Source organism: Micromonospora sp. H61 (assembly GCF_018070325.1).
In the GTDB taxonomy this organism is placed as follows: Bacteria; Actinomycetota; Actinomycetes; order Mycobacteriales; family Micromonosporaceae; genus Micromonospora; species Micromonospora salmantinae.
This window is the reverse complement of the sequence record NZ_JAGPXY010000043.1, coordinates 31,267-54,192: the sequence shown is the minus strand read 5'-3', so window position 1 is coordinate 54,192 and position 22,926 is coordinate 31,267. Positions and strand designations below refer to the sequence as shown.

Here is a 22,926-nt window from a genome sequence, read left to right as displayed (position 1 = left end):
GCGCGGTGAGCGCGTCGGCCTCGTCGCCCAGCATCCGCGTCAGCGCCGCGCCGACCTGGCCGACCTCGGTGCGTGGGACGGTGTCGGCGGCCGGGACCCGGACGGCGAGCGCCACCTCTCCCCGGTCCAGGGGCAGCTCGGTGACGCGGGTGGCGGTGGCGGCCACCCGGTTGAGCGGTCGCAGGGTCGCCCGCACGATCAGCGCGCCCGCCACACCGGCGAGCAGCAGTCCGATCGCGGCCACCCCGGCCTGTGCGGCGACCAGCGCCCAGACGGTCTCCTGGACGCCGGAGAGGGGGATCGCGACGACACGTACCCGGCCGTCCCAGTACTGGCGGGCCACGGCCCGGTAGTCACCGCGATCGCCGAGGTCGACGGTGTGCGGTCTGGCGTCGACAGGTAGGTCCGCCAGCACGGCGACCTCCCCCACCGCGACGGGCTGCTCGTCGGGGAACGGATCGGCGCTGGAGGCGCTGTTGGTCAGGGTCCGGGCGCTGGTCACGCGGCCGTCGCTGATCTCGGCGACCACCGTGCCGGACGGCAGCCCGGGTGGAATGCCCGGTCCGTTGCCCGGAAATGCCGGCCGCCCCGGCCGGTCGCCCCGCATGGCCGGCGCGGGGACCAGCTGAGCGTCGAGCCGGTCGATCAAAAAGTGCCGCAGCGCCACAGTGGTCAGGCCACCGATCGCGACGCTGACCAACGCCAGCAGCGCGAGCAGGGCGAACACCAGTCGGGTACGCAGGGAGCGCCCGGCCAGCCACCCCCGGGCGGCGCGCAGCGGGCGGCGCCTACTCGGCGGGTTTGAGGACATAGCCCGCACCGCGCAGCGTGTGGATCATCGGCGCGCGGCCGGCGTCGATCTTCTTGCGCAGGTACGAGATGTACAGCTCCACCACGTTGGCCTGGCCACCGAAGTCGTAGTTCCACACCCGGTCGAGGATCTGCGCCTTGCTGAGCACCCGGCGCGGGTTGCGCATCAGGTAACGCAGCAGCTCGAACTCGGTCGCGGTGAGGGTGACGAGCTGGCCGGCTCGCCGGACCTCGTGGCTGTCCTCGTCGAGGCTGAGGTCACCGACGGTCAGCACCGCCTCCTCCCGGGCGGCGATCGCCAGCCCGGAGCGGCGCAGCAGCGCGCGCAGCCGGGCGATCACCTCCTCCAGGCTGAACGGTTTGGTGACGTAGTCGTCGCCGCCGACGGTCAACCCGGCGATGCGTTCCTCGACCGCGTCGCGGGCGGTCAGGAAGAGCACCGGCACTGTGGGGGCGTGCTCGCGCAGCCGGCGCAGCACCTGGAAGCCGTCCAGGTCGGGCAGCATCACGTCGAGCACCACGGCGTCCGGCTGGAACTGTCGGGCGGTGCCCAGCGCCGCCATGCCGTTGCCTGCGGTGCGGACCTGCCAACCCTCGTAGCGCAGGGCCATCGACAGCAGGTCGGTGAGCGTGGGTTCGTCGTCGACCACCAACACCCGGACGGGTTCACCGTCGGGGCGACGCAACTCGATCCGGCTCGGCGCGGCCTGCCCGTTCATGACCATGGGCCCCATGGTGGCCGCCGCGCCTGTGCCGCGCCCCTGCGGAAGCTGTGCGCGAGCTGTGCGGCCGGGCGGACGCGACGCCGGCGACACCACCGGTCAGCCCCGCCTCGTGGTCACTCGGACACCCCGTACGCGTCGGTGCGCACGAACCGCATGCTCCACCCGCCGGCCTCGTCGGGCCGGTCGCGCTCGTAGAGGTGGTCGGGGCCGGGCTGCACCGGGCCCGTGCCGTCCGGGTGCCGCATGATCCAACGCTGGGGCGGGGCGCCGTCCGACCCGGCCGGCAGCAGCCGGACCAGGCCGTCCGCTGGCCCACCGACGAAGCGTACGGTGACCTCGCTCATCGCGGCGTCCCCTCGGGTGACCATGCCGGCACAATCGGTGACACCGGCTCTGGCTCGCAAGCTACCGCACCCATCCCCCGTGGCGCAGCGAGGTGCGCGGGGCCGTCCGCCCCGAATCGGGCTCCGGTTTGCCCAGCTCGGCGCTCGGGTACCGGCACCTGAGCACCCGCCGTCGGCGGGGCGAGGGCGAGGAGCTGTCGATGCGGATGCTGGACGGGCGGTACCGGCTCGAACAGCGCATCGGTGTGGGCGGGATGTCCGAGGTGTGGCGGGCCTACGACCAGGTGCTGGACCGGCCGGTCGCGGTGAAGCTCATCTCGCCCGGCCGCGACGATCGGGACGGCCCGGTGGACCGGATCCGGGCAGAGGCCCGGTCGGCGGCCCGTCTGGAACATCCCAACGTGGCCAGCGTGCACGACTTCGGCACCTCCTCGACGTGGCCCGGCCGCCCGGTGCCCTACATCGTCATGGAGCTGGCCGAGGGTGAGACGCTCGCCGTGCACCTGCGTGCCGGGCCGCTGGACTGGCAGATCGCGGTGCGGGTCTGCGCGGAGGTCGCCGCCGCGCTGGCAGCCGCGCACGCCGAGGGCATCGTGCACCGGGACGTCAAGCCGGCAAACGTCATGCTCACCCCGACCGGGGTGAAGGTGCTCGACTTCGGCATCGCCATCGCCGCCGGTACGGCGGACCCGATGCCGACCGGGATGGTGCTGGGCACCCCGGCGTACCTGGCGCCCGAACAACTGGACGAGGCTCCGGCCACCCCCGCTGCCGACATGTACGCCCTCGGCGTGCTGCTCTACTACAGCCTCACCGCCCGCCTGCCCTACCGCGCGGCGACCGCCAGCGAACTGTTGCTCGTCCGCCGCCGTCGGCCACCGGAGCCGCTGCCCGACATCGCCGGACTGCCGCCGGAGGTCGCCGAGCTGTGCCACTCCTGCCTCGCCGACGACCCCGAGCAGCGCCCGACCAGCCTGGTCGCCGCGTTGCTGCTGGCCGAGGCGGTCGACGCCCGGGTGTACGTGCCGATGACGATCCCGACGACCCGCCGGCCGGCCCCCACGTCGCCGTGGACCGAACGGGCCGCCGCCGAGGCCACCGAGGCGGTGGCTCTGGTGGACGAGCCGAACCTGCCCGCCGGGCGCTGACCCGACGCCGCACGGCGTTTCGCCGGGCGGCGAAGGGGTAGCCGGCCTGGTGAGCGACGGGAGAAACGCGATGCCGGATCAGAGTTCCTGGCTGCGTGAGGCCACAGCGACCGCCGAGGGCGGTCACGTACGCACCGACGATGGCGGGCTCTCCACCGCGCTGGCCTCACCGCTGGCGCCGCACTGCACCGGGCTGACTCCGGAACAGTTGCTGGCAGCGGCCTTCGCCTCCTGCCTGCACCACGCGGCGGTGGAGGTGGCCGGGGAGATCACCGACGAGGCGCACACGGTGCAGGTCCGGGCGGAGGCGAAGCTCGGGCGGGACAACGACGGCCGATACCGGGCCGACGTCCACGCGGAGATCTCCTCAGCCGGGCTGAGCCGAGACCAACTGGCCGACCTGGTCGAGTACGCCGACCGGCTCTGGCCGTTCTCCAGCGGCGACGCCAGCCGACACCACCTGACCGTAACCCCAGCCGAGAACGGCCGCCACTAACCCCACGCCCCACCTCACCCACCCACTCACCCCACCGTGCCCCACACGCCCCACACGCCCCACCGCGCCGATCTTGCACTTTCGGTCGTCGATATGAGGGGGATGCCCCTCTATGTCGCCACAGCAAGTGCAAGATCGCCGAGGTGGGGGGCCTGGGGGGCCGGTTGGTGGAGGGGTGCCTCGGTTGTTCGGGTTAGTCGTGAAGGTGGGCGGAGGTGCGGCCGGCGGAGTGGCGGGGCGACCGCATTCCCCCGGCAAGTCGGGAATAACCGTCTGGAGTGATCCGCGAGGTTGATCAGCTTCGCGGTAGGTTTGCCCGCTAAAGTCAGCATGATCAGGGCAAATTGTGGCGCATGCCACCGTACGGGCTGATGGCATCGGGCATTCAGCTCTTTAGCCTCGTCAGGTGCATCCCGACGACCCCTCCGCCCAGAAGCTGACCGACGCGCGCCCGACCACCCCCTCGGACGACGCCGCATCAACCGAACGGACGACTGGCCGTCACCGCGCTTCCGAACCGTCGCGGCGGGCCCTGCTGGGCTCGACCCCGGTGCGGGTGGCGCTGGCCACCGGTGTCACCTGCTGCCTCAGCCTCGTCGCGGTCGCCACCGCGCGAGGCAACGACGACGCCCCCCGTACGGTCGAGCCGCTCGCCGAGGCGGTGGCCGACCGCGCCGCCATCGCCGATGAGCGCGCCTCCCGGTCGCTGGACCGCGACGCCGCCCCCGCCCGGGTCCTGCCCAGCCCGACGGCGAAGCCCACTCCCACTCCCACCGCCGTCCGCAAGGTGCCCAAGAAGCCGGTCAAGCCCCGCCGCCCCCGGCCGGTCGCCGGCCTCGACCAGGCACAGATGGACAACGCGAAGATCATCGTGGACGTCGGCCTGGAGATGAAGATGCCGCGTCGCGCCCTGGTGGTGGCACTGTCCACCGCGATGCAGGAGAGCAACCTCTACAACCTGGCCAGCGACGTCCTCCCGGAGTCGGCGGAGTACCCGAACCAGGGCAGCGGCTCCGACCACGACTCGGTCGGGCTGTTCCAGCAGCGGCCCAGCAGCGGCTGGGGCACTGTGGCCCAGCTGATGCGCCCGTCGTACGCCGCGCGGGCCTTCTACACGGCGCTCAACGAGATCCCCGACTGGCAGGACATGAGCGTCACCGCCGCCGCCCAGTCCGTGCAGATCTCCGCGTATCCCGACGCGTACGCCCAGCACGAGGACCGGGCGAGCACTGTCGCGGCGGCGCTCACCGCCTGAGCGGGGCACCCACGCCGCACGTCTCAGCGACGGCCCGACGGTGACTCCGCGCCCGCGTCCGCGTCCGGGCCGCCGACCCCGACCCGGCTGCCCGGCACCCCGGCGGCTGCGGTGGGGGTGTCGGCGGGCACCTGGTCGACAGTCACCTGGCTGAGGATCTCGTCCACCCGCACCTCGCGCCGTCGACGGGCGTCCAGCGCCGCCTCGAAGTCACGTCGGGCCTGCACAGCCTCCGCGTACGCCCGCTCCCGCACCCGCCGTGCCTCCTCGCGGGCCTCGTCCAGCTCGGCGCGAGCCTCGGCCAGGATCTCGGCGGCCTCGCGACGCACCGCGCCACCGAAGTGCCGGTGGGCGGTGGCGTCGCCCAGGTCGAGTCGTTGCAGCAGCCCGCTGAGCGAGGCTGCCTCCTGGCGGATCTCGTCCCACTCCCGGGCCGCCCCGGCCGCGCCCTCGGCCCGCGCCGCCAGCCGGGACAACCGGATCCCCAACTCGTCCAGGCAGTAATCCACCTGCCGCTGGTCGTAACCGGTCTCAACGACGGAGAACCTCATACTGTCGCCCCCCAGGCAGCTGCTGTTACTTCCCCACCTGGATCCTCGGCCGCGACCGCTCGCGCCGAGGGTGTTCGGGAAAAATGTTCAGCATGCGCGCAGGTGGCGCGGGCCTCAGATGCGCTTGGGCAGCACGACGACCCGGCCGAAGAACTCGTCGATGCGGCGAACCACGTCGTTGAAGTCGTCCAGGTCGATCGGCTTGGTGACGTACGCGTTGGCCTGCAACGTGTAGCTGCCGACGATGTCGGTGTCGGCGTTGGAGGTGGTCAGCACGACGATCGGGATGGTCCGCAGATCCTCGTCCTGCTTGACCGCCCCGAGCACCTGCCGGCCGTCCATCCGCGGCATGTTCAGATCCAGCAGGATCACGTCAGGTCGGCGGGCCTGCTCGTGCCGGCCCTCGGCGCGGAGAAACTCCATCGCCTCCTCGCCGTCACTCACCACGTCGATGATCTTCTCGACGTCGGAGTCCGCCAGCGCCTCCTCGATCATCAGCACATCACCCGGATCGTCGTCGACCACCAGGATGCGTACCGGCTGCGGGCTGTCTACGCCCATCACTACCTGCCTCGGAGTCGGCGGAGACGGGACCCTGACGGTCACCGCGTTGGCGGGGAAATGCTGGCGGGGAAATCTAGCCCATCAGGAAGCACTGCGGGACGCGGGGTCGACCGACTCCGGTTCGTAGCGCAACACGTCGGCGAGGCCGGTCACGCCCAGCACCCGCTCGACCCGCCCGTGGGCGCCGGTGAGCCGGAGCCACCCACCGTCGGCCGCCGCCTGATTGTCGCCCCGGACGAACACGGCCATACCGGTGGAGTCGCAGAACGTGAGGTCGGTCAGATCGAGCAGCACCCGGGTCTCGCCCGCCGCGGTGAGCCGGTCGATCGCGGCGCTCAGCTCGGGGGCGGTGCTCAGGTCCAGCTCGCCCACGAGCCGCAGGCAGGCGCCACCACCGTCGCGCTCGACGTAGTTGACGCTGAACGTCACCGTTCTCCCCCTCGCTCCACCCTCGGGTGGGACGTTTGCAGTCCGGCAAGTATACGCAGAGGTGACTCGTCCGCCGCCGAGCGCGGTGATCGATCCGGATGCCACCGGCGGGTCGGGTCAGCGCGCGGTGCCGGGCAGCGCCGCGCATCCCAGCGCCAACGCCCGCGCCGCCCGGGGGAAGTCCCGCAACGCGGCGGCGTAGTGCTCCAGCGGCAGGACGACCGCCCCGGCGGGCACCCCACGACTGCCCAGAATCCCCAACAGCCACTCCACGAACTCGGTGAACAACGAGGGGTCGTCGACGTAGACCGCCGCCGCCAGGAAATCCACTATGTGGCCCAGATCGCTCACTGTCGCGTCGAGCTGCGCGGCGGTGTACGCCCGCGCCGCCGGCACCCGCTGCCGCAGCTCCGCCAACGCGCTGTCGATCAGCTCACCGCGACGGCGTACCAGGCTGGCGTACTCGTCGTCGGCCAGGTGGGCCAGCCGGGCCGGCGGCGCCCCGCGCAACGCCCGCTCGTCGGCGATCAACTCGGCTGCGGAGGGCGCGTCCGGCGCCCAGGCCACCCCGAGCCGACGCGCCCACCGGCCATCAGTGCCGAACCCACGCCCGCCGACCACCACCGGCACGTCCGAGCGGCGGCAGGCCTCGATCATCCGGTGGGCGTACGGCAGGCGCATCGGCAGCGCGCACGCCAGCGCGACCGCGTGCGCGTCGTAGCGGTGCAGGTACGACACGAGGTGCGCCGCGGGGACGCTGGCGCCCAGGAAGGTCACCTGCCACCCGCGTAACCGCAGTATCTCGGCCACCAGCCGGGGCGGCAGCGCGTGCCACTCGCCGTCCATGCAGGCGACCACGACCCGGCCACCGGTCGGCCGCGCTTTGACGTGCGCGGAGACCGCCGCCACCACCTGCTCGCTGATGTGGGTGGCCGCGTGCTCCTGGGCGACGCTCCACTCGTTTCGCGCCCATCGCTCGCCCACCTCGGCCTGGGCGGGCGCGACCAGGTCGAGCAGCACCCGCTCCGCCGGGACGCCCGCGTCGAGCAGGCCGATCGCCAGGTCGGTAGCGGCGTACTCGTCCGCGTCGGCGAGGTGGTCCAGGTACCCGGAGTACGCCTCGCCGAGGTCGGTGGTGGCCGTGGCGGCGGTCACGCGTCAGTCCCCTCCGTCTGGTCGATGCCGGCGGGCACCGAGTGCAGGTGCCGTGCACCGCGACCGCCCAGGCCGGCCGCCCGCAGCGCCAACACGGCGATGTCGTCGTGGTCGCCCTGTGCCAGCCAGTCGCAGGTGAGCTGCTCGACCCGTTCGGCCAGGGCAGGCGCGGGCATCCGGTGGCAGTCGGTCAGGGCGCTGACCAGCCGCTCCGCGCCGAACTGCTCGTCGCCGCGCCGGCCGCCCCGGGCCTCGGTCACCCCGTCGCTGTAGAGCAGGCAGGTCTCGCCCGGCGCCAGCCGCACTGTCACCTCCCCGACGCGGGGGTCGGGGACCACTCCGATCAACATGCCGCGCAACGGCACCGTCTCCACCTCGCCGGAGGCGCGCAGCACCAGTGGTGGCAGGTGCCCGCCGCCGGCCATGGTGAGGGTGAGGCCGCCGTCGCGCTCCGGGCGGGCCACGCCGAGCACGATCGTGGCGAAGCGGCCCTGGCCGTGCGCCTGGGTCGTCTCCAGCAACGCGTCGTTGAGCAGCCGCAGCAGCCGCTCCGGGTGAGACTCCAACCGGTGCAGCGCCTGGAGGCACTGGCGCAGTTGGCCGGTGAAGACGGCGGCTTCGACGCCCTTGCCCGACACGTCACCGAGGAAGAACACCGAACCACCGTCGGTGAGCCGGTGCGAACCGTAGAAGTCGCCGCCGATGCGCAGCCCCGCCTGCGCGGGCCGGTACGCGGTGCCCCACTGCACACCGGCGGCCTCGACCGGCTCGACAGGCAGCAGGCTGGCCTGGAGGGTGTCGGCCACCTCGGCCTGGTCGCGGTAGAGCAGCGCGGTGGTCAACGCGGCACCGGCGCGGGCCGCGAACGCGCGGACCAGCTCAACGTCGTCCTCGTCGTACCAGCGGGTGGCGCGACGGGCCACCAGCAGCACCCCGACCGGCGCGTCACGCCCCGGCAGCGGGACGACCCGGGCGGCGCTGTCGGTGCCGGCCAGCCCCGGCAGCCAACCGGCGTCGACCGCCTGCTCGACCAGCCAGTCCACCGCGTGCGGCTCGGCCCCGGTCAACCCGTCGGCGATGGCGCTCGGCAGCTCGCCGCCGACCAGTACGCCGCTGTCCACCGTCGGCACCTCGTCGTCGGTGCGCGACGCCCGCCACCAGCGGGCGCGCCCGGCCCGCGGGGCGAGCACCAGCACCGCCACCTCGGCCAGGGTCGGCACGGCGAGTCGGACGACCGCGGCGGCCGCCCGATCCGGGTGCAGCGGGTTGCCCAGCTTGTCGCCGACCACTGCGAGGAACGCCGAGCGGGCCCGTTCGGCGAGCAGCGCGTCGGCGCGACTGACGCTGTCGGTGACGTCCTCGACGTACCAGCAGCAGCGGTCACCAGAGAGCGGCACCTGGCGCGCGGTGAGCCGGCGCTCGCGGTGGGTGAAGCTTCCGGGGACGCCTTCGCTCAACCCGGGTACACCGGCCGCGCTGAGCAGCTCGCCGGGCGTCACCTCGGGCAGCAACCGCTCAGCCACCGGGCTGACGTGCCGCACGACGCCATCGGCGTCGCAGACCACCAGGCCCTCCCGGAAGTGCTCGACGACCTCCAACCAGTCGGGCGTGGCCTGCCCCCGGTCGGGGGCCAGCGGTGGCAGGGCCGCGGTGGGGCGACGAACGTCGGCGGACCACGCCGAGGGTCGTGTCGTGCTCGGCGTGGAGAGCCGTCCGTCGCCCGGGTCCCAGTCCCTGACGTCGGAAGCAGTCACCAGCTGAGCCTCACTCCTTGTCGTTCACCGAACCCGTGCCGGAACCGGCGTCCACTGTCAAAACTCTCCAGCCACCCTACGCCCGAACCCGGAAAGCGGCATCTCGCGGCAGGTGGCGGGCATCGCCACGGCGGGGGGCGTCAGACGAGGGACACGCGGCCGTATCGCCGCCCCCGCTTTGCGTTCTGTCGGTCGACAAGGAGAATGGTGGGATGCCCGACCAGCTGTTGACCATCGAGACAACCCGGCTCGCCGCCGGGAACGTCCGACTCCGGCTGACCGGCGAACTCGACTACGACAGCGCGCCCGAGCTGATCGCCGCGGCGGCCGAGCTGCGCGGCGACGACGACGCCCCGGTTCTCGTCGACCTGACCGGGGTGACCCTCTGCGACTCGTCCGGGCTCAGCGCGCTGCTGGTGGTGCGCCGCGCCGCCGGGGCGATCCGACTGACCGGGGTCAGCCCTCAGCTGCAGCGGATGCTGGACCGCACGGGCCTGAGTGAGTTGCTGGCCGAGGCGTACGCCGACGACGACGTGCGCGCCATCGGTTGACCCGCAGGTCACCCCCGGGAAGCGAGACGGGGTGGCCCCCGACCCTGGGACCTGGGGTCGGGGGCCGGAGGAATGTCTAGGGTGCCGTCATCGGCTGGAGCCGGGGGCCGTCCTCACGCAGCTCGCCGATCGGGGCCGCGTCCACGTCCTCGGGCTCCCCCGAGTCGGGCGTCTGGTACAGGTAGCGGACGAACTGCCCACCCGCCTCGTTGTCGTCCGCGCCGGGCCACTGACCGATGCAGTCCATCCCGATCACCTCGCGGCCCGTTCCGTCGGCCTCCTCGAGCAGCGCCCAGAGGCTCACCGGGTAACACCTGGTGACCTCGGGTGTGAGCTGCCAGCGGGCGTACCAGCCGGGTCGAGCGGGGACGATCTCGACAACTTCCTTCATGACGACCTTCCTTCCGCGTACCTCGGAAGAATCTCCGGTCCTGACCCGATCGTGCGGGCCGTGCGGGTGAGCGCCCCTCACCCCCGCCGGATGAAGCGTGGGGCAGGCCGCTCCGACCCGGCCGGCGGCCTCTGTTTCCTTCTCCGGGACGGCGGGAAGGCGACTGGCGCAGCCACGATCCCCAGCGGAAGGGATGCCAGCATGCGCAAGCAGATGGAGGGCGACAACCAGAGGCGTCGGGCACTGGCCCGGCAGGCCCGGGAGCAGAATCGCCAGCCCAGCGAGATCGGCGCCAGTCTGAGCGCGTCCAAGCAGCTCACGAGCCTTGATGCGGGTAAGCGGGCCGGCCCACCAGCGGCCGGAGCGCACAAGTCGGACACCACGCGCGGCGGGCCGGCACCGCCGCCGGTCGGTAGCGCCGACAACCCGCGACCGCAGCCGTCCCCGCCGAGCGGCGCGTCCGGTGTGAACAGCATGGGTTACCACGACCTGGTCGACGAGGTCCGGCGTCGCGCCGGGGTCGACTTCAAGACCGCCAAGGTGGGCACCGAAGCGACCGTGTTGGTCCTCGCGTTCGCCCTGGAGGCCGCCGAGCGGCAGCGGCTGCTCGCCGCGGTGCCGGCGTCGCTGCACGACGTGCTGCCGGTCGACGGCATCGAACGGCACCAGGACCTGCCCGGCTTCCTGGCCGAGGTGGGCCGGATCAGCGGCAACACCCCGGAGCAGGCCCGGTACCAGGCCGAGGCGACGATCGCCGCGCTCGCCGAGCAGGACGGCGACCTGGTCGAGTCGTTGCACGTACCCGACGGGTTGCGCGACCTGCTGAACCCGCCGGAGGCCGGCGGCGGCCTGGTGGGCGCCTCCACCACCACACCCACCCTGGATGCCGACGAGATCAGCGCGGCGCTGGACGACCTGCCCTACTGGGCCGGCGACAGCCAGGGCCTCTACCGGGTGGTCGCGCTGCCGCCCGACAACCTGGACCGGGTGCTGGCCCGCCTCGACCGGCTGCGCCAGGACAACGGCCGCGGCCCGAGCATCGGGCGTCCGGGCGACACCGCCGCCGTGTTGACGGTACGGACCAGCCAGGCCAACGGGGTCACCGCGCTCGACGTGGACCTCGCCCGCCAGATCGACGACGCGATCGACGAGGTGGGGGCCGGGATGGCCGGCGGCTGACCGCCCACCACGACACCGTCGGGCCGGCGGGCCGGGGGCGACCCCGCTCCGCCGGCCCGTCCGCCGTGCCGGGTGCGCCGTGGGCTCGGCTAGCGTGCCAGTCATGAACCGCGCCGCCGACCGGCTGGAGCTGGTCGCCGACCCGGTCCGCCGGACCGGGCGGACGCTGCTGTCCGCCGGCGTCGAGCAGTCGTACGTGGATGTCGAGGATCCTCGGCACCTGCACTTCGAGTACGTCCGGCGGATCGCCTCGGCGGTGGAGGTGGCGGCCCCGGCCGGCGCCCCGCTCAACGTCGTGCACCTGGGTGGCGGCGCGTTGACGCTGCCCCGCTGGCTGGCCGCCACCCGGCCCGGCTCCCCGCAACGGGTCGTCGAGCGGGACGCGGCGGTGGTCGAGTTGGTTTCCCGGGAGTTGCCGCCGGTGCCGCCGGAGGTGCGGGTGGAGGTCGCCGACGCCCGGGAGGCACTGACCGGCACCCCGGACGGCCGGTACGACCTGGTGATCGCCGACATCTACCGCGCGGCCCGGATGCCCCGGCACGTGCGCACCGTCGAGTTCGCCGCCGAGGTGGCCCGCGTCCTGCGCCCCGACGGGTTGTACCTCGTCAACGTCACCGACCTGCCTCCGCTGGTCGGTACCCGGGCGCAGGTGGCCACCTTGCGGGCGGTCTTCGCCGACGTGTGCGTGGTCGGCGACCGGCGGATGCTGCGTGGCCGCAGGTACGGCAACCTGGTGCTGGCCGCGACCTCCCGCCCCGGCGGGCTGCCGGTGGCCCGGCTGGCGGTGGCCGCCCTGCGCGACCCGATGCCCGGCGGGCTGCTGCACGCCGCCGCGCTCGACACGTTCGTCGCCGGCGCCCACCCCGTCACCGACGAGGACGACAACTCCCGCCACTGATCGCCGTTGTGCCCGCAATGCCGGGTTTCCGACGGCGCGCGCGGGGAAGGCCCGCCGGATGAGCGACGTCGACGATCGGGCGACCGGCCGCCGAACTCTGATCGTCATCGGTCTGGTGCTGGCGACCGCGCTCGCGCTGGGATTCGTGTACGCGACCCGGCGGGTGCTGGTCTGGGCGGTGGTCGCCGCGTTCTTCGCCGTCGCGCTCAAACCCCTCGTCGACCGGCTGCAACGCCGCTTCGTCCGGCGTCGGGCGCTGGCCACACTGCTGGTGTTCCTCGCCGCGTTCGTGCTCCTGGCGATCCTGGCCGCGCTCATCCTGGTGCCGTTGTTCGGGGAGTTGGGCCGCTTCGCCGACCGGGCACCCGAGCTGCTGCGGGAGGCCCGCGCCGGACGGGGCCCGGTGGGGCAGGCGCTGGAGCGCACCGGGGCACGCCGCTACGTCAGCGAACACTCCGAGCAGTTGCGCGACCTCGGCGGGCGGCTGCGCCAACCCGCGGTCGGTGTGCTGCGCGGCGTCATCGAGTCGGTCGCCGGGCTGGTCACGGTCATCGTGCTCGCGTACCTCATGGTGTTGGAGGCGCCGCGGATCACCCGCGGCCTGCTCGCGGCGGCCGGGAACGGTCAGGGTGAGCGGCTGCGCCGGGTGGGCCGGGAGGTGTCGCGCACCGTCACCGGCTATCTCACCGGGAACCTGCTGATCAGCGTGATCTGCGGGGCGTTGACCTTCGTGGTGCTGACCCTCACCGGGGTGCCCTTCGCGGCGGTGATCGCCCTGCTGGTGGCGGTGGCCGACCTGATACCGCTGGTCGGGGCGACCCTCGGCGCGGTGATCGCGGCCGGTGCCGGTTTCCTGCACTCCCCCACCGCCGGGGTGGTGGTGCTGGTCTTCTTCGTGGTCTACCAACAGGTGGAGAACCACCTGCTCCAGCCGCTCATCCTGTCCCGCGCGGTCCGGCTGAACCCGTTGACGGTGCTGGTCAGTGTGCTGCTCGCGGCGGAGCTGGCCGGTCTGCTCGGCGCGCTGCTGGCCATCCCCGCCGCCGGCATCGTCCAGACCCTGCTGCGCGAGTACGGCCCGCGTCGGCTGCGGCCCGCCCCGCCGGCCGGTCCGGCCGCGCGGTCCGCGCGGCCGGCCAACTCCACCGACTGACCGTCGCGGCCGGCCCGCTCCGCGACGACCTGGTCGGGGCCCGCCCTGCTCCCGACTACCTGGCCGGGAGCCCGGCTCAGCGGGACCGGGTCGCGACCTCGGGTGTGGTGCTCTCCAGCGGCACCGCGTTGGCCGGCACCAGCCCCAACTGGACCGCGGAGCGGGTCAACGCGGCGTCCAACGCCCAGTCGGCGCTGACCCGCGTGCGGTTTCCCGGCATCGCCATCAGGTGGTACGCCCGGGTGACCGCCTTGGCCGGCAACCCGGCCAGGTTGACCTGCAACGGGTTCGCCGCCGCGTCCTTGCCACCCAGGTCGACGACCCAGCCCAGGTCGTGGTGCTTGTACGGCTTACGGCGGCCGAACCCGTACGACGCGGCGATGTTGTAAGCGGCGCGCTTGCCCTGCCGCTGCGCGTGCTGGGCGGTCATCCCACACACCTTGCCCGGATTGACGAGGTCGGGCACCGCGGCGGCGTCACCGCAGGCAAAGACCTCCGGATAGCCGGGAACGTTGAGGAACTCGTCGGTGACCAGTCGACCCCGGTCGGTCCGCAGGCCCAGCTCGTTGACGAACGGGTCGGGGCGCACCCCCACACACCACACCAGGGTGCAGGTCGGCACGTACTCGCCGTCGGTGAGCTTCACCCCGTCGCAGGTCGCCTCGGCCACCGAGGTACCCATCCGCACGTCCACCCCACGCCGGTTGAGCACCTTGTGCGAGGTGTCCGACATCCGCTTGTCCAACTCCGGCAGCACCCGGGACGCCACGTCGAGCAGCATCCAGCGGGGTCGGACGGTGAGCCGGGGCCGCTGGGCGTGCAACGCGTCGGTGAACAGCTGCCCGTGCGCCGCGACCTCGGTGCCGGTGTAGCCCGCCCCGACCACCACGAACGTGGACCGGGCCTGCTGCTCGGCCGGGTCCTCGGCCTGCTCGGCCAGCTCGATCTGCCGGACGATGTGATCATGCAGGTAGACGGCCTCGGGGAGGCCACGGAAGCCGTGCGCGTACTCGGTCACCCCCGGGATGGGCAGCAGCTTGTTGACGCTGCCCACGGCGAGCACCAGCCGGTCGTACGCCAGCCGGTTCTTCTCCCCCTCGGCCTGGGTGAAGCCGACCCAGCGGTTCTGCAGGTCGACGTGGTCCGCCTCGCCGACCACCACCCGTACGCCCTTGAGCGTCCCGGTCAGCGGCACGGCGATCCGTTTGGGCTCGACCACCCCGGCCGCCACCTCGGGCAGCAGCGGCAGGTACAGGAAGTAGTCGGTGGAGTTCAGCACCACGATCTCGGCCCGATCCCGGGCGATCCGGCTCAACGTTTTCGCCGCGTGGTAACCGGCGAACCCGGCCCCCACGATCACCACACGAGGTTTCGTCATTGCGGGCCGTTTCCCGTCGGAGCCCGCGACAAACGTCCTACGCGCCAGCCGTGCTCAGCTCGGCTGAAGCCGGACGTGGCCGCTGCGACCGATCGCCTCCACCTCCCACTGTTGGCCGAACGCCCGGACCCGCTCGGCGGCGATCCGGCCCAGTTCCTCCGGGACGTCCGGATCGAGGACCAGCCTGCCGTTGACCGGGTTGACGCCGAGCATGGCGCGGATGAGGGCCAGCGGCGTGCCGGCCGCCCACGCCTGCGGGCTGCACGCGGTCGGGAACGGCACGGCGAAGAGCAGCCGCTCCCGATCGAACCCGCTGAGCGCCTCCGGCAGTCGGTGACCGAACTGCTCGGCCGCCTCGATCATCGCCAGGCTGATCCGGTTCGACTCGGCCCGGTAGCCGTACCGGGCCAGGCCGAGCGCGGCGATGGAGTTGTCGTGCGGCCAGACCGTGCCCAGGTGGTAGCCGAGGGCGTTGTAGAGCGTTTCCTCCCGGGACAGCGTGCGGATGCCCCAACCGGAGAACATGTCCGGCGACATGAGTTGACGCACCACGGCGTCGGCCCGCTCCGGTGGGACGATTCCGCTCCACAGCAGGTGACCCATGTTGGAGGTCTTGGAGTCGACGCGGTTCTTGTCGCCGTCCAGGGCGACCGCGTAGTAGCCGCCCCGTTCCTCGATCCAGAAGTCCTGGTTGAACCGCTCGTACAGGGTGTTGGCCTCGTCGCGCAGCCGGCGAGCCAACGTGGGATTGTCCAACGGACCGTCGAACAGTTCGGCCAGCCGCAGCTTGGCGTCGTAGGTGTAGCCCTGTAGGTCGCTGGTGGCCAGCGGGAGCACGGGGATTCGGCCGTCGGCGAAGCAGACGCCGTCCGGGGAGTCCCGCCAACACTGGTTGCCCAGCCCCTCGGGCGACCGGGTGGCGTACTCGACGTAGCCGTCACCGTCCCGGTCGCCGTACTCGTCGATCCAGCGCAACGCGGCCACCGCGTTGTCCCGCAGGTGCCGGACGGTCTCGTCGTCGCTCGTCCAGCGCCAGTACTCGGAGAGCAGGATCAACCAGAGCTGGGTGGCGTCGGCGGTGCCGTAGTACGGCCCGAACGGTTTCTCGCCGCTGCGGGTCAACTCGCCGCTGCGCACCTCGTGCAGGATCTTGCCGGGCTCCTCGTCGGTGAAGTCGTCGCACGTCTCACCCTGAAGTCGGGCCAGAGCGAGCAGCGTGCCCTTCGCCAGCCCGGGCCCGGCGACGAGAGTCTGGTACGCGGTGATCAGGGTGTCCCGGCCGAAGACGGTGAGGAACCAGGGCAGTCCGGCACCGGGGAGGAGAATCCGCTGGCCCTTGACCTCCAGGTCGAGCCGCAACGCCGCCAGGTCGTTGCGGGACTGCTGCACTGTGTGCTCCAACGCCGCGTTGTCGCTCCGCAGCACCGCCCGGTCCTCCAGCCATCGGCGCAGCGGGTCGTCGGCCCGACCGTGAATGACGTCGGCGATGTCGCCCCGGACCGGCTCCACCACCCCCATCCCGGGTGGCAGGGGCACGTGCAGGTCGACCTGCCACTCCTCGCCCTGGCCCAGGCTCAGGTCCCAGACCAGGTCGTCGCCCTCGATGCGGTCGGCTGGCTTCGCGCAGCACACCCGGGTCTGGGCGGAGAAGTCGCCGCGCTGGTAGGAGAAGCACAGCTCTGACCCGTCGGCGGCGTGCTCACGGCTGATCTCGGCGGAACGGTCCCGGACCGTCGACTTGATCTCGAACAGGTCGGCGAAGTCGGCGGCGACGGCCAGCCGCAGCTCCACCCGGACCGGCTCCCGCCGGAACGAGATCAGTTCCACGCGTTCGTGAAACCCGTCGCCGACGTAGCGCAGTCGCCGCACGCCCAGCGTGTTCGGCGGCAGCCCGGGCAACTCCGGGTTGGTGAGGACGTATTGCGCGGAGTAATGGTCGATGGTCTCGGCGCGCAGCAGCAACAGCTCACCGCCGTTGACGGTCAGGTTCCAGCCACTGATCAGGCGGGTGTCCAGGTGGACGAGCCCACCGATGCTGCCGGTCGGCACATCCCCGCACGCGTTGGAGTACAGGAACGTGGGCCCGCTGAGCACCGCGAGCGAGTCGGGGCCCAACTCGGGCGGGATGGCCCGCTGGTCGGCGCTGTCCGCCGCCACGGCGGACAGACCGGGGAGGGGGTTGGCAGGGGTCGCGCGAACGGCAGCCATGCACCCACCGTAGGAAGGACAGTACGGGGCGTCATCACCCGGTCCGGGTGAAAGGTCCGCTGCTCCGTCGGCCCGGCGCGGCCGGGCCGAAGGTCAGGCCGGGGTTGGTGCGGTGATCGCCCAGCGCTCGTGGTCGCGCCAGGCGCCGTCGATCAACAGGTAGTCCGGGGAGAAGCCCTCCAAGCGAAAACCGAGCTTGCGGGCCACCCGCCGCGACGGCTCGTTGCCCGGTTGGATGTTCGCCTCCAGCCGGTGCAAGCCGACCGAGGTGAACACGTGGTCGATCACCAGGGCGACGCCCGCCGACGCGTGCCCGGTCCCGCTGTACGGCAGAAACGCCGCGTACCCCAGGTAGCCACCACGCAGCGCACCGAGCACGATCCCGCTGATGTTCACGTAGCCGGCGATCTCGCCGCTGGCCCGGTCGCAGATCAGGTAGCCGGCGCTGTCGCGGCGACGGATCCGGCGCAGATAGAGCTCGTACTCCTCCGGGCTGGCCGGCGCGGCCAACCAGGGGTGGTGCAGGTCCCGACTGCGCCGCGCGGCGGCGACGAACTCGTCCGAGTCGGTGGGCCGGGGTCGCCGGATCGCGGCGGGACCACCGGTACGCAGGTACCTCACGGCGGACCACTCTGACCGACCGGTGCCGCTGTTGTCCAACCAGCCGCCGCGGGCGCGTCGCGGCGCGGGCTAGCGGGACGTCAACAGGCTGAACTCCTGACCATCGGGGTCGGCCAGCACGACTCGGCCTGCCCCATCCTGGTCGGTGTCGACTCGCGTCGCCCCGAGCGACAGCAGACGGTCGACCTCGACCTGCCAATCGACGTCGACACCCGGAGCGATGTCGAAACGCACCCGATCCCTGCCGCCGTTCGACATGTACGGCGGACCGCCCCAGGTGATCTTCGTGCCACCCTGCGGCGACTGGATCGCGGTCTCCTCGTCCTGGTCCCAGACCAGCGGCCAGCCCAGCGCAGCACTCCAGAAGTAGCCGACGGCCTGCGAACCGTCGCAGGCCAACGCACCGACGAAGCCGCAGCCGGCGAGGAACCTGTTGCCCGGTGCGATGACGTCGAACTCGTTGCCCTCGGGGTCGGCGAGCACCACGTGATCGATCTCCGAGCCCTGCCCGATGTCGGTGTGCCGTCCGCCGAGTTCCAGTGCCCTGGCCACCGTCTGCCGCTGGCCCTCCAGCGAACCGCTGGTCAGATCGAAGTGCATCCGATTCTGGACGACCTTCGGCTGCTGGTTCGGGGCGAAGCGGATGTGGTACTCGTTGTCGTTGGCGGGCAGGAGCAGGACGCCGTCGTGTGGATCGTCGACGATCCCCCGCCCCAGGAGCCCGGCCCAGAACTGCGCGAGCCGCAGAGGCTCGCTCGCGTCGAAGCTGAACGCGAACAGGTGTGCGGTCATCGCTGCGCTCATCTCCCATCGACCGGACGCCGTGACAGCCGTCCGAGCCGGAGCCTAGGGGTGTGCCAGATCGACCGCACCCGAGTTTCGGCCGCCGCACGCGGCCCCACATCAGGTGACAGACCGTCGTCGGGACGTGCGGGGTTGTGATCCACTGGCCCGGTGAGTCGAACCCCCTCCATCCCCCCGGCCGACGTCGAAGAGCGACTGTCGCGGGAGCTGAACGTCTGGCTGTGCACGGTGCGGCGCGACGGGTCCCCGCACCTGACGCCGGTCTGGTTCGTCTACCTCTCGACGACGTTCTGGGTCGGTTGCGAGAGCCGCAGCGTCAAGGCCCGCAACGTCGTGGCCGACCCACGGGTGTCACTGGCCTTGGAGAGCGGCAACGCGCCGGTGGTGGCGGAGGGTGCCGCCCACGTGCACCGGAGTGGATTCCCGAGCACTGTCGCCGAGGCGTTCGCGCGCAAGTACGACGGCTGGGACGTCGGCCAGCAGGTCGGCCCGGACGGCGAGCGGGCGTTGCTGGAGATCCCCGTCCGACGGTGGCTGCTCGCGGGCACCGCACAGTGAGCCGTCGAGGCGAGAATCGGCGGATCCCACAGCGCCACGCCATCGACCGGTGCTCGTCCGGCCATCCTGCCTCAGCCGGGCGAGCGTTTCGTCAGAGCGGGCCGGGGAACGTCTGCTCCATCGGCATCGGCACCTGGAGGTAGGTGGTGCCGCGCATGTCCAGCCAGGCCCGGTCCGGCCCACGCACCAGACGCACCATCACCTCCTCGCAGGAGGGGCAGCGGGCGACGAGACCCGGGGCGTTCGAGTAGACGTGCAGGCTGGCCATCGACCCGGTCGTCCCGCAGTTCTCACAGCGGCCCATCGCGCTGCTCAGGTCGACGGTGAACAGCTCACGCATCGGGCCGTCGAGCATGTTGCCGTCCAGGTACGACATCTCGGTCATCGAAATCTCCTCGGCACTGCGTGAGCGAGCGGGTGGTCAGCCGGTGGGGCCGAAGCGTTCGGTCTTGACCCGACGGGACGGGTGACCCAGCCCCACCAGCAGGTCGGCGACGGTCTCCACGAACGCTGTCGGGCCACAGACGTAGGTGAGTGGTTCCAAATCCGGCGGCCACCCGTGCGTGTTGACGTCGGCGAGCCCGATCCGGTGCGGCTCACCACGCCAACCCTCGGGTGCCTCACGGGTGTAGACGTACGCGACGTCGAGGCCGAAGTCGTCGCGGACCCGGCGGCGCAGCTCGTCGGCGTAGATCACGTCGCCGGGGGTGCGCACCGAGTAGATCAGCCGGAACGGTGCCTTGCTGCCCACCGCCCGCCGCGCCCGGATCATCGCCATCAGCGGCACGATCCCGGAGCCCCCCGCGACGAGTTGCACCGGCGCGCTCTCCTCGGGCCGCCAGATGAACCAGCCACCGAGCGGTCCGCGGACCTCGACCGGGTCGCCGGCCCCGAAGACATCAATGAGGTACGGCGACACCTCGCCGTCGTGCACACGCTGCACTGTCACCTCGATGCGCGGTCCTCCCGGCCCGTCCACGGCCGGCCCGGCGATCGAGTACGACCGGGCCGCCTGGTAACCGTCCGGGGCGGTGAGCCGCAGGTCGACGTGCTGCCCGGGCAGGTGCCCCGGCCAGTCCGGCACCTCCAGCACCAGCGTCTGCGCGGTCGGTGTCTCCACCCGGCGCTCCACCAGCCGGCCGACCTGCCAACGGTTCGGCGTACGACGCTGGGTGTTCGTCGCCACGGCGCGCTCAGTCACCCTGGTACCGCTGTTCGCGCCACGGGTCACCGTAGTCGTGGTACCCGGCGGTCTCCCAGAACCCGGGCTCGTCCATCGTCTTGAGCCGCAGGCCGCGCACCCACTTGGCGGACTTCCAGAAGTACAGGTGCGGCACCAGCAGTCGCGCCGGCCCGCCGTGCTCAGCGGGCAGCGGGGCGCCGTCGAAGGTGTGCACCACCCAGGCCCGGCCGCCGCGCAGGTCGTCGAGCGGCAGGTTGGTGGTGTACCCGCCGTAGGAGTGCGCCAGCGCGAAGTGCGCCCCCGTATCGACGTCGGCGAGCAGCGTGTCCAGTGAGACGCCCTGCCAGTTGGTGCCGAGCTTGGACCAGCGGGTGACGCAGTGGATGTCCACCATCGGCGTCTCCTGTGGCAGGGCCATCAGCTCCTGCCACGACCACCGGTGTTCGCTGCCGTTCTCGGCGGAGATGACGAACTCCCAGGTGTCCAGTGACACCCGGGGCGTCGGGCCGGCCGAGAGCACCGGAAAGTCCTCGGTCAGATACTGACCGGGTGGCAGGGCCGGCTCCTGCGTTCGGGGCCGACCCTGAAAGCCCGGTGACACGATTCCCATTGCACAGTCGTACCACCCGCGCCGGTGGGGGCGGGAGCTTTCCCGCGTACCCCGTCGTCAGCCGGCGCGTCGCGGTCAGTGCCGTTCCGCGACGACCTTGCGGTCCTCGGGCAGGTCGCCGCCGCGGGTGGAGCGCAGGCTGGTCACCGTGACCACCACCAGCACACCGATGATCACGCCGAGCGAGGCCAGGGTGGGGATCTGCGGCACGCTGTCCCAGATGCCGTGCGCCCAGTGCAGACCCAGCTTGAGGCCGATGAACGCCAGGATGATGGCCAGGCCGTAGCTGAGGTGCACCAGCCGGCTCAGCGCCGCGTGCAGGACGAAGTAGAGCGCCCGCAGGCCGAGCAGGGCGAACGCGTTTGTGGCGAACACCAGGTACGGGTCCTCGGTGATGCCGTAGACGGCCGGCACCGAGTCGACAGCGAAGACGATGTCGGTGGCCAGCACCGCGACCACCACCAGGGCGAACGGCGTGAGTGCCCGCTTCGCGCCCTGTCGGACGGTCATCTTGGTGCCGTGGTAGTCGTCGACCACCGGCATGAACTTGCGCAGCAGCTTCACCGACCGCATCTTGTTGATGTCGACTTCCTGCTGATGCCCGGACATGGCATCGCGCAGCAGCTTCACCGCTGTGGCGATGAGGATGATCGCGAAGAGCAGGAAGGCGAAGTCGAGGGTCTGCAACGCCGCCGCGCCGAGGGCGATGAAGACGGCCCGCAGCACCAGCGCGCCGGCGATGCCGTAGAGCAACACCCGCTGGGCGAGCACCGCCGGCACCGCGAACGCCGCCAACAGCAACATGAAGACGAAGAGGTTGTCGACCGAGAGCGACTTTTCCACCAGGTAGCCGGTCAGGTATTCGACGCCCTGCTGGGAGCCGAATCGCGACCAGATCCAGCCGCCGAACGCCAACGGCAGCGCTATGTAGAACGCCGACCAGCCGATGGCCTCCCGCATGGACACCTCGTGCGGGCGGCGGGTGACCAGGAAGTCCAGCACCAACAGCAGGAGGACCCCGATGATGGTGACCGCCCACAGCGTGGGCGTGCCCACCGACGACAGGTCACTGGCGGCGGACAGATACGACACTTGACTCATGTGGGGTCTCCTCGAACACCGTCATGTTCGAGGTCTCCTTCACCCACCACCTGGTGGGCAACCACCCGAGGCGCGCCGGGCGCGCCGTACTGACCGGAATGGTTCGTGGGAAGTACTCCCCTCGCACGACAAGGTTAGGTCAGGCGCAATCGCCACGCCAAGCGGGACATCGCTGGTTGCCCTGGTAAACCGCTGTGTGTGCCCGGTACGAGCGCTGTCAGCCGCGGCGCAACGTCGCGCCCGGGGCCATCGCCTGCTCGACCAGGCCCCGATAGTCCCGTGGCAGTTGGGTCACCACGTCGTCGAACTCACCGCCGGTGATCGCCTCGCGCAGGGTGGTGAAGACCGCCCGGCTGGCGTCCTCGGCGGCGGGCTCCGGCACACCGGCGCGCAACGCGACCCGGGCGACGAACTCCCCAGCGCCGAATCGGTCCGCCTGCTCGGTGCTCGGACTCGGCTTGAGCACGAGTTGCAGCGGTTGGGGCAACTGGGCGGCCAGGTCCAGGACCTCACCGCCGGTCAACCGCTCGGCGAACGTCTCCAACACGGCCCGGGTCAGCTCGACCGCCCGCTCGGACGACGTGGCGGTGCGCTGGGAAACCTGGTCGATGAAGGTGTCGTAGTTCATCGCGTACTCCCTTGCTCGCGTCGGCGTCTGCGGGTACCCGCGCCGGCCGAGGAGAAACGGCGCCGGTTTCCTGCGCCGGGCGGGCGTGACCGGCCGGCGGGCGGGTAACCGCCGCCGGTCGTCACCACATCGATGCCCGAGGGAGCCCACGCCATGGCGAGCTACGCCGACGTCCTGCAGTACCTGTCGAGCCTGGACTACCCGGCCGAGAAGGACGACGTGGTCCGCGAGGCCGAACGGGAGGGTGCCCCGCCGGACGTGCTGAAGGCGCTGCGCGCCCTGCCGCCGGTCGACTACGCCAACGGGACCGAGGTGGCCCGGTCGGCCGGGATCGAGGCGGCGCCCGAGGTCGGCCCCGCCCAGCGGGCCGAGCAGGCCCGGGACAAGAAGCACAACCGGGTCTCGCAGCACCTGCGCGGCATCTGACCCGGC

26 protein-coding genes and 1 pseudogene are annotated in these 22,926 nt (G+C 72.0%); 9 read left to right on the top strand and 18 right to left on the bottom strand.

Annotated elements, in window-relative coordinates; genetic code table 11:
- From KBX08_RS21050 to KBX08_RS21040, 3 genes and pseudogenes are all read right to left on the bottom strand, one after another.
- Window positions 1-811, bottom strand: a pseudogene (locus KBX08_RS21050) (HAMP domain-containing protein); the annotation flags it as partial.
- Complete coding sequence (locus tag KBX08_RS21045) at window positions 789-1,529, bottom strand: response regulator transcription factor (protein WP_372494781.1); 741 nt, start codon at window positions 1,527-1,529, stop codon at window positions 789-791. The gene KBX08_RS21045 and the pseudogene KBX08_RS21050, both read right to left, overlap by 23 nt.
- A gap of 119 nt (window positions 1,530-1,648) precedes the next feature.
- Window positions 1,649-1,879, bottom strand: coding sequence for a hypothetical protein (locus KBX08_RS21040; RefSeq protein WP_091408172.1), 231 nt, complete (start codon window positions 1,877-1,879; stop codon window positions 1,649-1,651).
- 200 nt (window positions 1,880-2,079) lie between these two features.
- On the opposite strand from KBX08_RS21040, the gene KBX08_RS21035 reads away from it, so the two are divergent.
- From KBX08_RS21035 to KBX08_RS21025, 3 genes are all read left to right on the top strand, one after another.
- Entirely contained in the window at window positions 2,080-3,027 is a 948-nt protein-coding gene (locus KBX08_RS21035) for a serine/threonine-protein kinase (RefSeq protein WP_210785152.1), read from the top strand.
- Between the two features lie 70 nt (window positions 3,028-3,097).
- Window positions 3,098-3,523 (top strand): OsmC family protein, encoded by a 426-nt coding sequence (locus KBX08_RS21030; protein ID WP_210785151.1) that lies wholly within the window; start codon window positions 3,098-3,100, stop codon window positions 3,521-3,523.
- A 406-nt stretch (window positions 3,524-3,929) separates the two neighbouring features.
- Window positions 3,930-4,778 carry a hypothetical protein gene (locus tag KBX08_RS21025; protein ID WP_210785150.1) on the top strand — a complete coding sequence of 283 codons (849 nt, stop codon included), beginning with the start codon at window positions 3,930-3,932 and terminating at the stop codon, window positions 4,776-4,778.
- 23 nt (window positions 4,779-4,801) lie between these two features.
- Here the strand turns inward: KBX08_RS21025 and KBX08_RS21020 are convergent, their stop codons facing one another.
- The 5 genes from KBX08_RS21020 to KBX08_RS21000 all read right to left on the bottom strand — a co-directional run bounded on the left by KBX08_RS21020 (window position 4,802) and on the right by KBX08_RS21000 (window position 9,231).
- Window positions 4,802-5,329 carry an ATPase gene (locus KBX08_RS21020; RefSeq protein ID WP_210785149.1) on the bottom strand — a complete coding sequence of 176 codons (528 nt, stop codon included), beginning with the start codon at window positions 5,327-5,329 and terminating at the stop codon, window positions 4,802-4,804.
- Between the two features lie 114 nt (window positions 5,330-5,443).
- The gene (locus KBX08_RS21015; protein ID WP_210785148.1) at window positions 5,444-5,890 is read right to left on the bottom strand and encodes a response regulator; all 447 of its coding nucleotides are present in this window, start codon (window positions 5,888-5,890) and stop codon (window positions 5,444-5,446) included.
- An 84-nt stretch (window positions 5,891-5,974) separates the two neighbouring features.
- On the bottom strand, window positions 5,975-6,322 hold the full coding sequence (locus KBX08_RS21010) for an STAS domain-containing protein (protein ID WP_210785147.1): 348 nt from the start codon (window positions 6,320-6,322) through the stop codon (window positions 5,975-5,977).
- Window positions 6,323-6,439: 117 nt separating this feature from the next.
- Window positions 6,440-7,477, bottom strand: a complete 1,038-nt coding sequence (locus KBX08_RS21005) for a B12-binding domain-containing protein (protein ID WP_210785146.1) — start codon at window positions 7,475-7,477, stop codon at window positions 6,440-6,442.
- Window positions 7,474-9,231 (bottom strand): PP2C family protein-serine/threonine phosphatase, encoded by a 1,758-nt coding sequence (locus tag KBX08_RS21000; RefSeq protein ID WP_210785145.1) that lies wholly within the window; start codon window positions 9,229-9,231, stop codon window positions 7,474-7,476. Before KBX08_RS21000 ends, KBX08_RS21005 begins: the two co-directional genes overlap by 4 nt.
- 212 nt (window positions 9,232-9,443) lie before the next feature.
- Here KBX08_RS21000 and KBX08_RS20995 point away from each other — a divergent pair, with 212 nt between their 5' ends.
- Window positions 9,444-9,782 carry an STAS domain-containing protein gene (locus tag KBX08_RS20995; protein ID WP_210785144.1) on the top strand — a complete coding sequence of 113 codons (339 nt, stop codon included), beginning with the start codon at window positions 9,444-9,446 and terminating at the stop codon, window positions 9,780-9,782.
- A 76-nt stretch (window positions 9,783-9,858) separates the two neighbouring features.
- Here the strand turns inward: KBX08_RS20995 and KBX08_RS20990 are convergent, their stop codons facing one another.
- Window positions 9,859-10,173, bottom strand: a complete 315-nt coding sequence (locus KBX08_RS20990; RefSeq protein WP_091408152.1) for a hypothetical protein — start codon at window positions 10,171-10,173, stop codon at window positions 9,859-9,861.
- Window positions 10,174-10,374: 201 nt separating this feature from the next.
- On the opposite strand from KBX08_RS20990, the gene KBX08_RS20985 reads away from it, so the two are divergent.
- The 3 genes from KBX08_RS20985 (at window position 10,375) to KBX08_RS20975 (ending at window position 13,403) form a co-directional block, all read left to right on the top strand.
- Window positions 10,375-11,352, top strand: a complete 978-nt coding sequence (locus tag KBX08_RS20985; RefSeq protein WP_210785143.1) for a DUF2267 domain-containing protein — start codon at window positions 10,375-10,377, stop codon at window positions 11,350-11,352.
- Window positions 11,353-11,455: 103 nt separating this feature from the next.
- A complete protein-coding gene (locus KBX08_RS20980) occupies window positions 11,456-12,250 on the top strand; it encodes a spermidine synthase (RefSeq protein ID WP_210785142.1) in 795 nt (264 codons plus the stop codon).
- A gap of 58 nt (window positions 12,251-12,308) precedes the next feature.
- Window positions 12,309-13,403: an AI-2E family transporter gene (locus tag KBX08_RS20975; protein ID WP_210785141.1), complete on the top strand. Its 1,095-nt coding sequence runs from the start codon at window positions 12,309-12,311 to the stop codon at window positions 13,401-13,403.
- Window positions 13,404-13,479: 76 nt separating this feature from the next.
- Here KBX08_RS20975 and KBX08_RS20970 read toward each other — a convergent pair whose 3' ends face one another.
- The 4 genes from KBX08_RS20970 to KBX08_RS20955 all read right to left on the bottom strand — a co-directional run bounded on the left by KBX08_RS20970 (window position 13,480) and on the right by KBX08_RS20955 (window position 18,402).
- Complete coding sequence (locus KBX08_RS20970; RefSeq protein WP_210785140.1) at window positions 13,480-14,781, bottom strand: NAD(P)/FAD-dependent oxidoreductase; 1,302 nt, start codon at window positions 14,779-14,781, stop codon at window positions 13,480-13,482.
- Window positions 14,782-14,835: 54 nt separating this feature from the next.
- Window positions 14,836-16,989, bottom strand: coding sequence for an amylo-alpha-1,6-glucosidase (locus tag KBX08_RS20965; RefSeq protein WP_210785139.1), 2,154 nt, complete (start codon window positions 16,987-16,989; stop codon window positions 14,836-14,838).
- Window positions 16,990-17,082: 93 nt separating this feature from the next.
- Complete coding sequence (locus KBX08_RS20960) at window positions 17,083-17,610, bottom strand: GNAT family protein (protein ID WP_307850600.1); 528 nt, start codon at window positions 17,608-17,610, stop codon at window positions 17,083-17,085.
- Window positions 17,611-17,679: 69 nt separating this feature from the next.
- Entirely contained in the window at window positions 17,680-18,402 is a 723-nt protein-coding gene (locus tag KBX08_RS20955) for a VOC family protein (RefSeq protein ID WP_210785137.1), read from the bottom strand.
- Window positions 18,403-18,564: 162 nt separating this feature from the next.
- On the opposite strand from KBX08_RS20955, the gene KBX08_RS20950 reads away from it, so the two are divergent.
- A complete protein-coding gene (locus KBX08_RS20950; protein WP_210785136.1) occupies window positions 18,565-18,972 on the top strand; it encodes a pyridoxamine 5'-phosphate oxidase family protein in 408 nt (135 codons plus the stop codon).
- A gap of 91 nt (window positions 18,973-19,063) precedes the next feature.
- Here KBX08_RS20950 and KBX08_RS20945 read toward each other — a convergent pair whose 3' ends face one another.
- The 5 genes from KBX08_RS20945 to KBX08_RS20925 form a co-directional block, all read right to left on the bottom strand.
- On the bottom strand, window positions 19,064-19,357 hold the full coding sequence (locus KBX08_RS20945; RefSeq protein ID WP_210785135.1) for a DUF6510 family protein: 294 nt from the start codon (window positions 19,355-19,357) through the stop codon (window positions 19,064-19,066).
- 36 nt (window positions 19,358-19,393) lie between these two features.
- Complete coding sequence (locus KBX08_RS20940) at window positions 19,394-20,158, bottom strand: ferredoxin reductase (RefSeq protein ID WP_210785156.1); 765 nt, start codon at window positions 20,156-20,158, stop codon at window positions 19,394-19,396.
- A gap of 7 nt (window positions 20,159-20,165) precedes the next feature.
- On the bottom strand, window positions 20,166-20,765 hold the full coding sequence (locus KBX08_RS20935; protein ID WP_210785134.1) for a sulfite oxidase-like oxidoreductase: 600 nt from the start codon (window positions 20,763-20,765) through the stop codon (window positions 20,166-20,168).
- 75 nt (window positions 20,766-20,840) lie between these two features.
- The gene (locus KBX08_RS20930; RefSeq protein ID WP_210785133.1) at window positions 20,841-21,866 is read right to left on the bottom strand and encodes a TerC/Alx family metal homeostasis membrane protein; all 1,026 of its coding nucleotides are present in this window, start codon (window positions 21,864-21,866) and stop codon (window positions 20,841-20,843) included.
- A 217-nt stretch (window positions 21,867-22,083) separates the two neighbouring features.
- Window positions 22,084-22,494 (bottom strand): DUF2267 domain-containing protein, encoded by a 411-nt coding sequence (locus tag KBX08_RS20925; RefSeq protein ID WP_210785132.1) that lies wholly within the window; start codon window positions 22,492-22,494, stop codon window positions 22,084-22,086.
- A 153-nt stretch (window positions 22,495-22,647) separates the two neighbouring features.
- Between KBX08_RS20925 and KBX08_RS20920 the strand changes: the two genes are divergently transcribed.
- Window positions 22,648-22,920, top strand: a complete 273-nt coding sequence (locus KBX08_RS20920; protein WP_030332551.1) for a DUF2795 domain-containing protein — start codon at window positions 22,648-22,650, stop codon at window positions 22,918-22,920.
- Window positions 22,921-22,926: the final 6 nt, after the last annotated feature.

Excerpts from the sequence above, each read along its gene's own strand:
- KBX08_RS21045 (WP_372494781.1), bottom strand. The coding sequence starts at position 1,529 with ATGAACGGGCAGGCCGCGCCGAGCCGGATCGAGTTGCGTCGCCCCGAC.
- KBX08_RS21040 (WP_091408172.1), bottom strand. The coding sequence starts at position 1,879 with ATGAGCGAGGTCACCGTACGCTTCGTCGGTGGGCCAGCGGACGGCCTG.
- KBX08_RS21035 (WP_210785152.1), top strand. The coding sequence starts at position 2,080 with ATGCGGATGCTGGACGGGCGGTACCGGCTCGAACAGCGCATCGGTGTG.
- KBX08_RS21030 (WP_210785151.1), top strand. The coding sequence starts at position 3,098 with ATGCCGGATCAGAGTTCCTGGCTGCGTGAGGCCACAGCGACCGCCGAG.
- KBX08_RS21020 (WP_210785149.1), bottom strand. The coding sequence starts at position 5,329 with ATGAGGTTCTCCGTCGTTGAGACCGGTTACGACCAGCGGCAGGTGGAT.
- KBX08_RS21015 (WP_210785148.1), bottom strand. The coding sequence starts at position 5,890 with ATGGGCGTAGACAGCCCGCAGCCGGTACGCATCCTGGTGGTCGACGAC.
- KBX08_RS20995 (WP_210785144.1), top strand. The coding sequence starts at position 9,444 with ATGCCCGACCAGCTGTTGACCATCGAGACAACCCGGCTCGCCGCCGGG.
- KBX08_RS20990 (WP_091408152.1), bottom strand. The coding sequence starts at position 10,173 with ATGAAGGAAGTTGTCGAGATCGTCCCCGCTCGACCCGGCTGGTACGCC.
- KBX08_RS20985 (WP_210785143.1), top strand. The coding sequence starts at position 10,375 with ATGCGCAAGCAGATGGAGGGCGACAACCAGAGGCGTCGGGCACTGGCC.
- KBX08_RS20980 (WP_210785142.1), top strand. The coding sequence starts at position 11,456 with ATGAACCGCGCCGCCGACCGGCTGGAGCTGGTCGCCGACCCGGTCCGC.
- KBX08_RS20975 (WP_210785141.1), top strand. The coding sequence starts at position 12,309 with ATGAGCGACGTCGACGATCGGGCGACCGGCCGCCGAACTCTGATCGTC.
- KBX08_RS20970 (WP_210785140.1), bottom strand. The coding sequence starts at position 14,781 with ATGACGAAACCTCGTGTGGTGATCGTGGGGGCCGGGTTCGCCGGTTAC.
- KBX08_RS20965 (WP_210785139.1), bottom strand. The coding sequence starts at position 16,989 with ATGGCTGCCGTTCGCGCGACCCCTGCCAACCCCCTCCCCGGTCTGTCC.
- KBX08_RS20955 (WP_210785137.1), bottom strand. The coding sequence starts at position 18,402 with ATGACCGCACACCTGTTCGCGTTCAGCTTCGACGCGAGCGAGCCTCTG.
- KBX08_RS20945 (WP_210785135.1), bottom strand. The coding sequence starts at position 19,357 with ATGACCGAGATGTCGTACCTGGACGGCAACATGCTCGACGGCCCGATG.
- KBX08_RS20935 (WP_210785134.1), bottom strand. The coding sequence starts at position 20,765 with ATGGGAATCGTGTCACCGGGCTTTCAGGGTCGGCCCCGAACGCAGGAG.
- KBX08_RS20930 (WP_210785133.1), bottom strand. The coding sequence starts at position 21,866 with ATGAGTCAAGTGTCGTATCTGTCCGCCGCCAGTGACCTGTCGTCGGTG.
- KBX08_RS20925 (WP_210785132.1), bottom strand. The coding sequence starts at position 22,494 with ATGAACTACGACACCTTCATCGACCAGGTTTCCCAGCGCACCGCCACG.
- KBX08_RS20920 (WP_030332551.1), top strand. The coding sequence starts at position 22,648 with ATGGCGAGCTACGCCGACGTCCTGCAGTACCTGTCGAGCCTGGACTAC.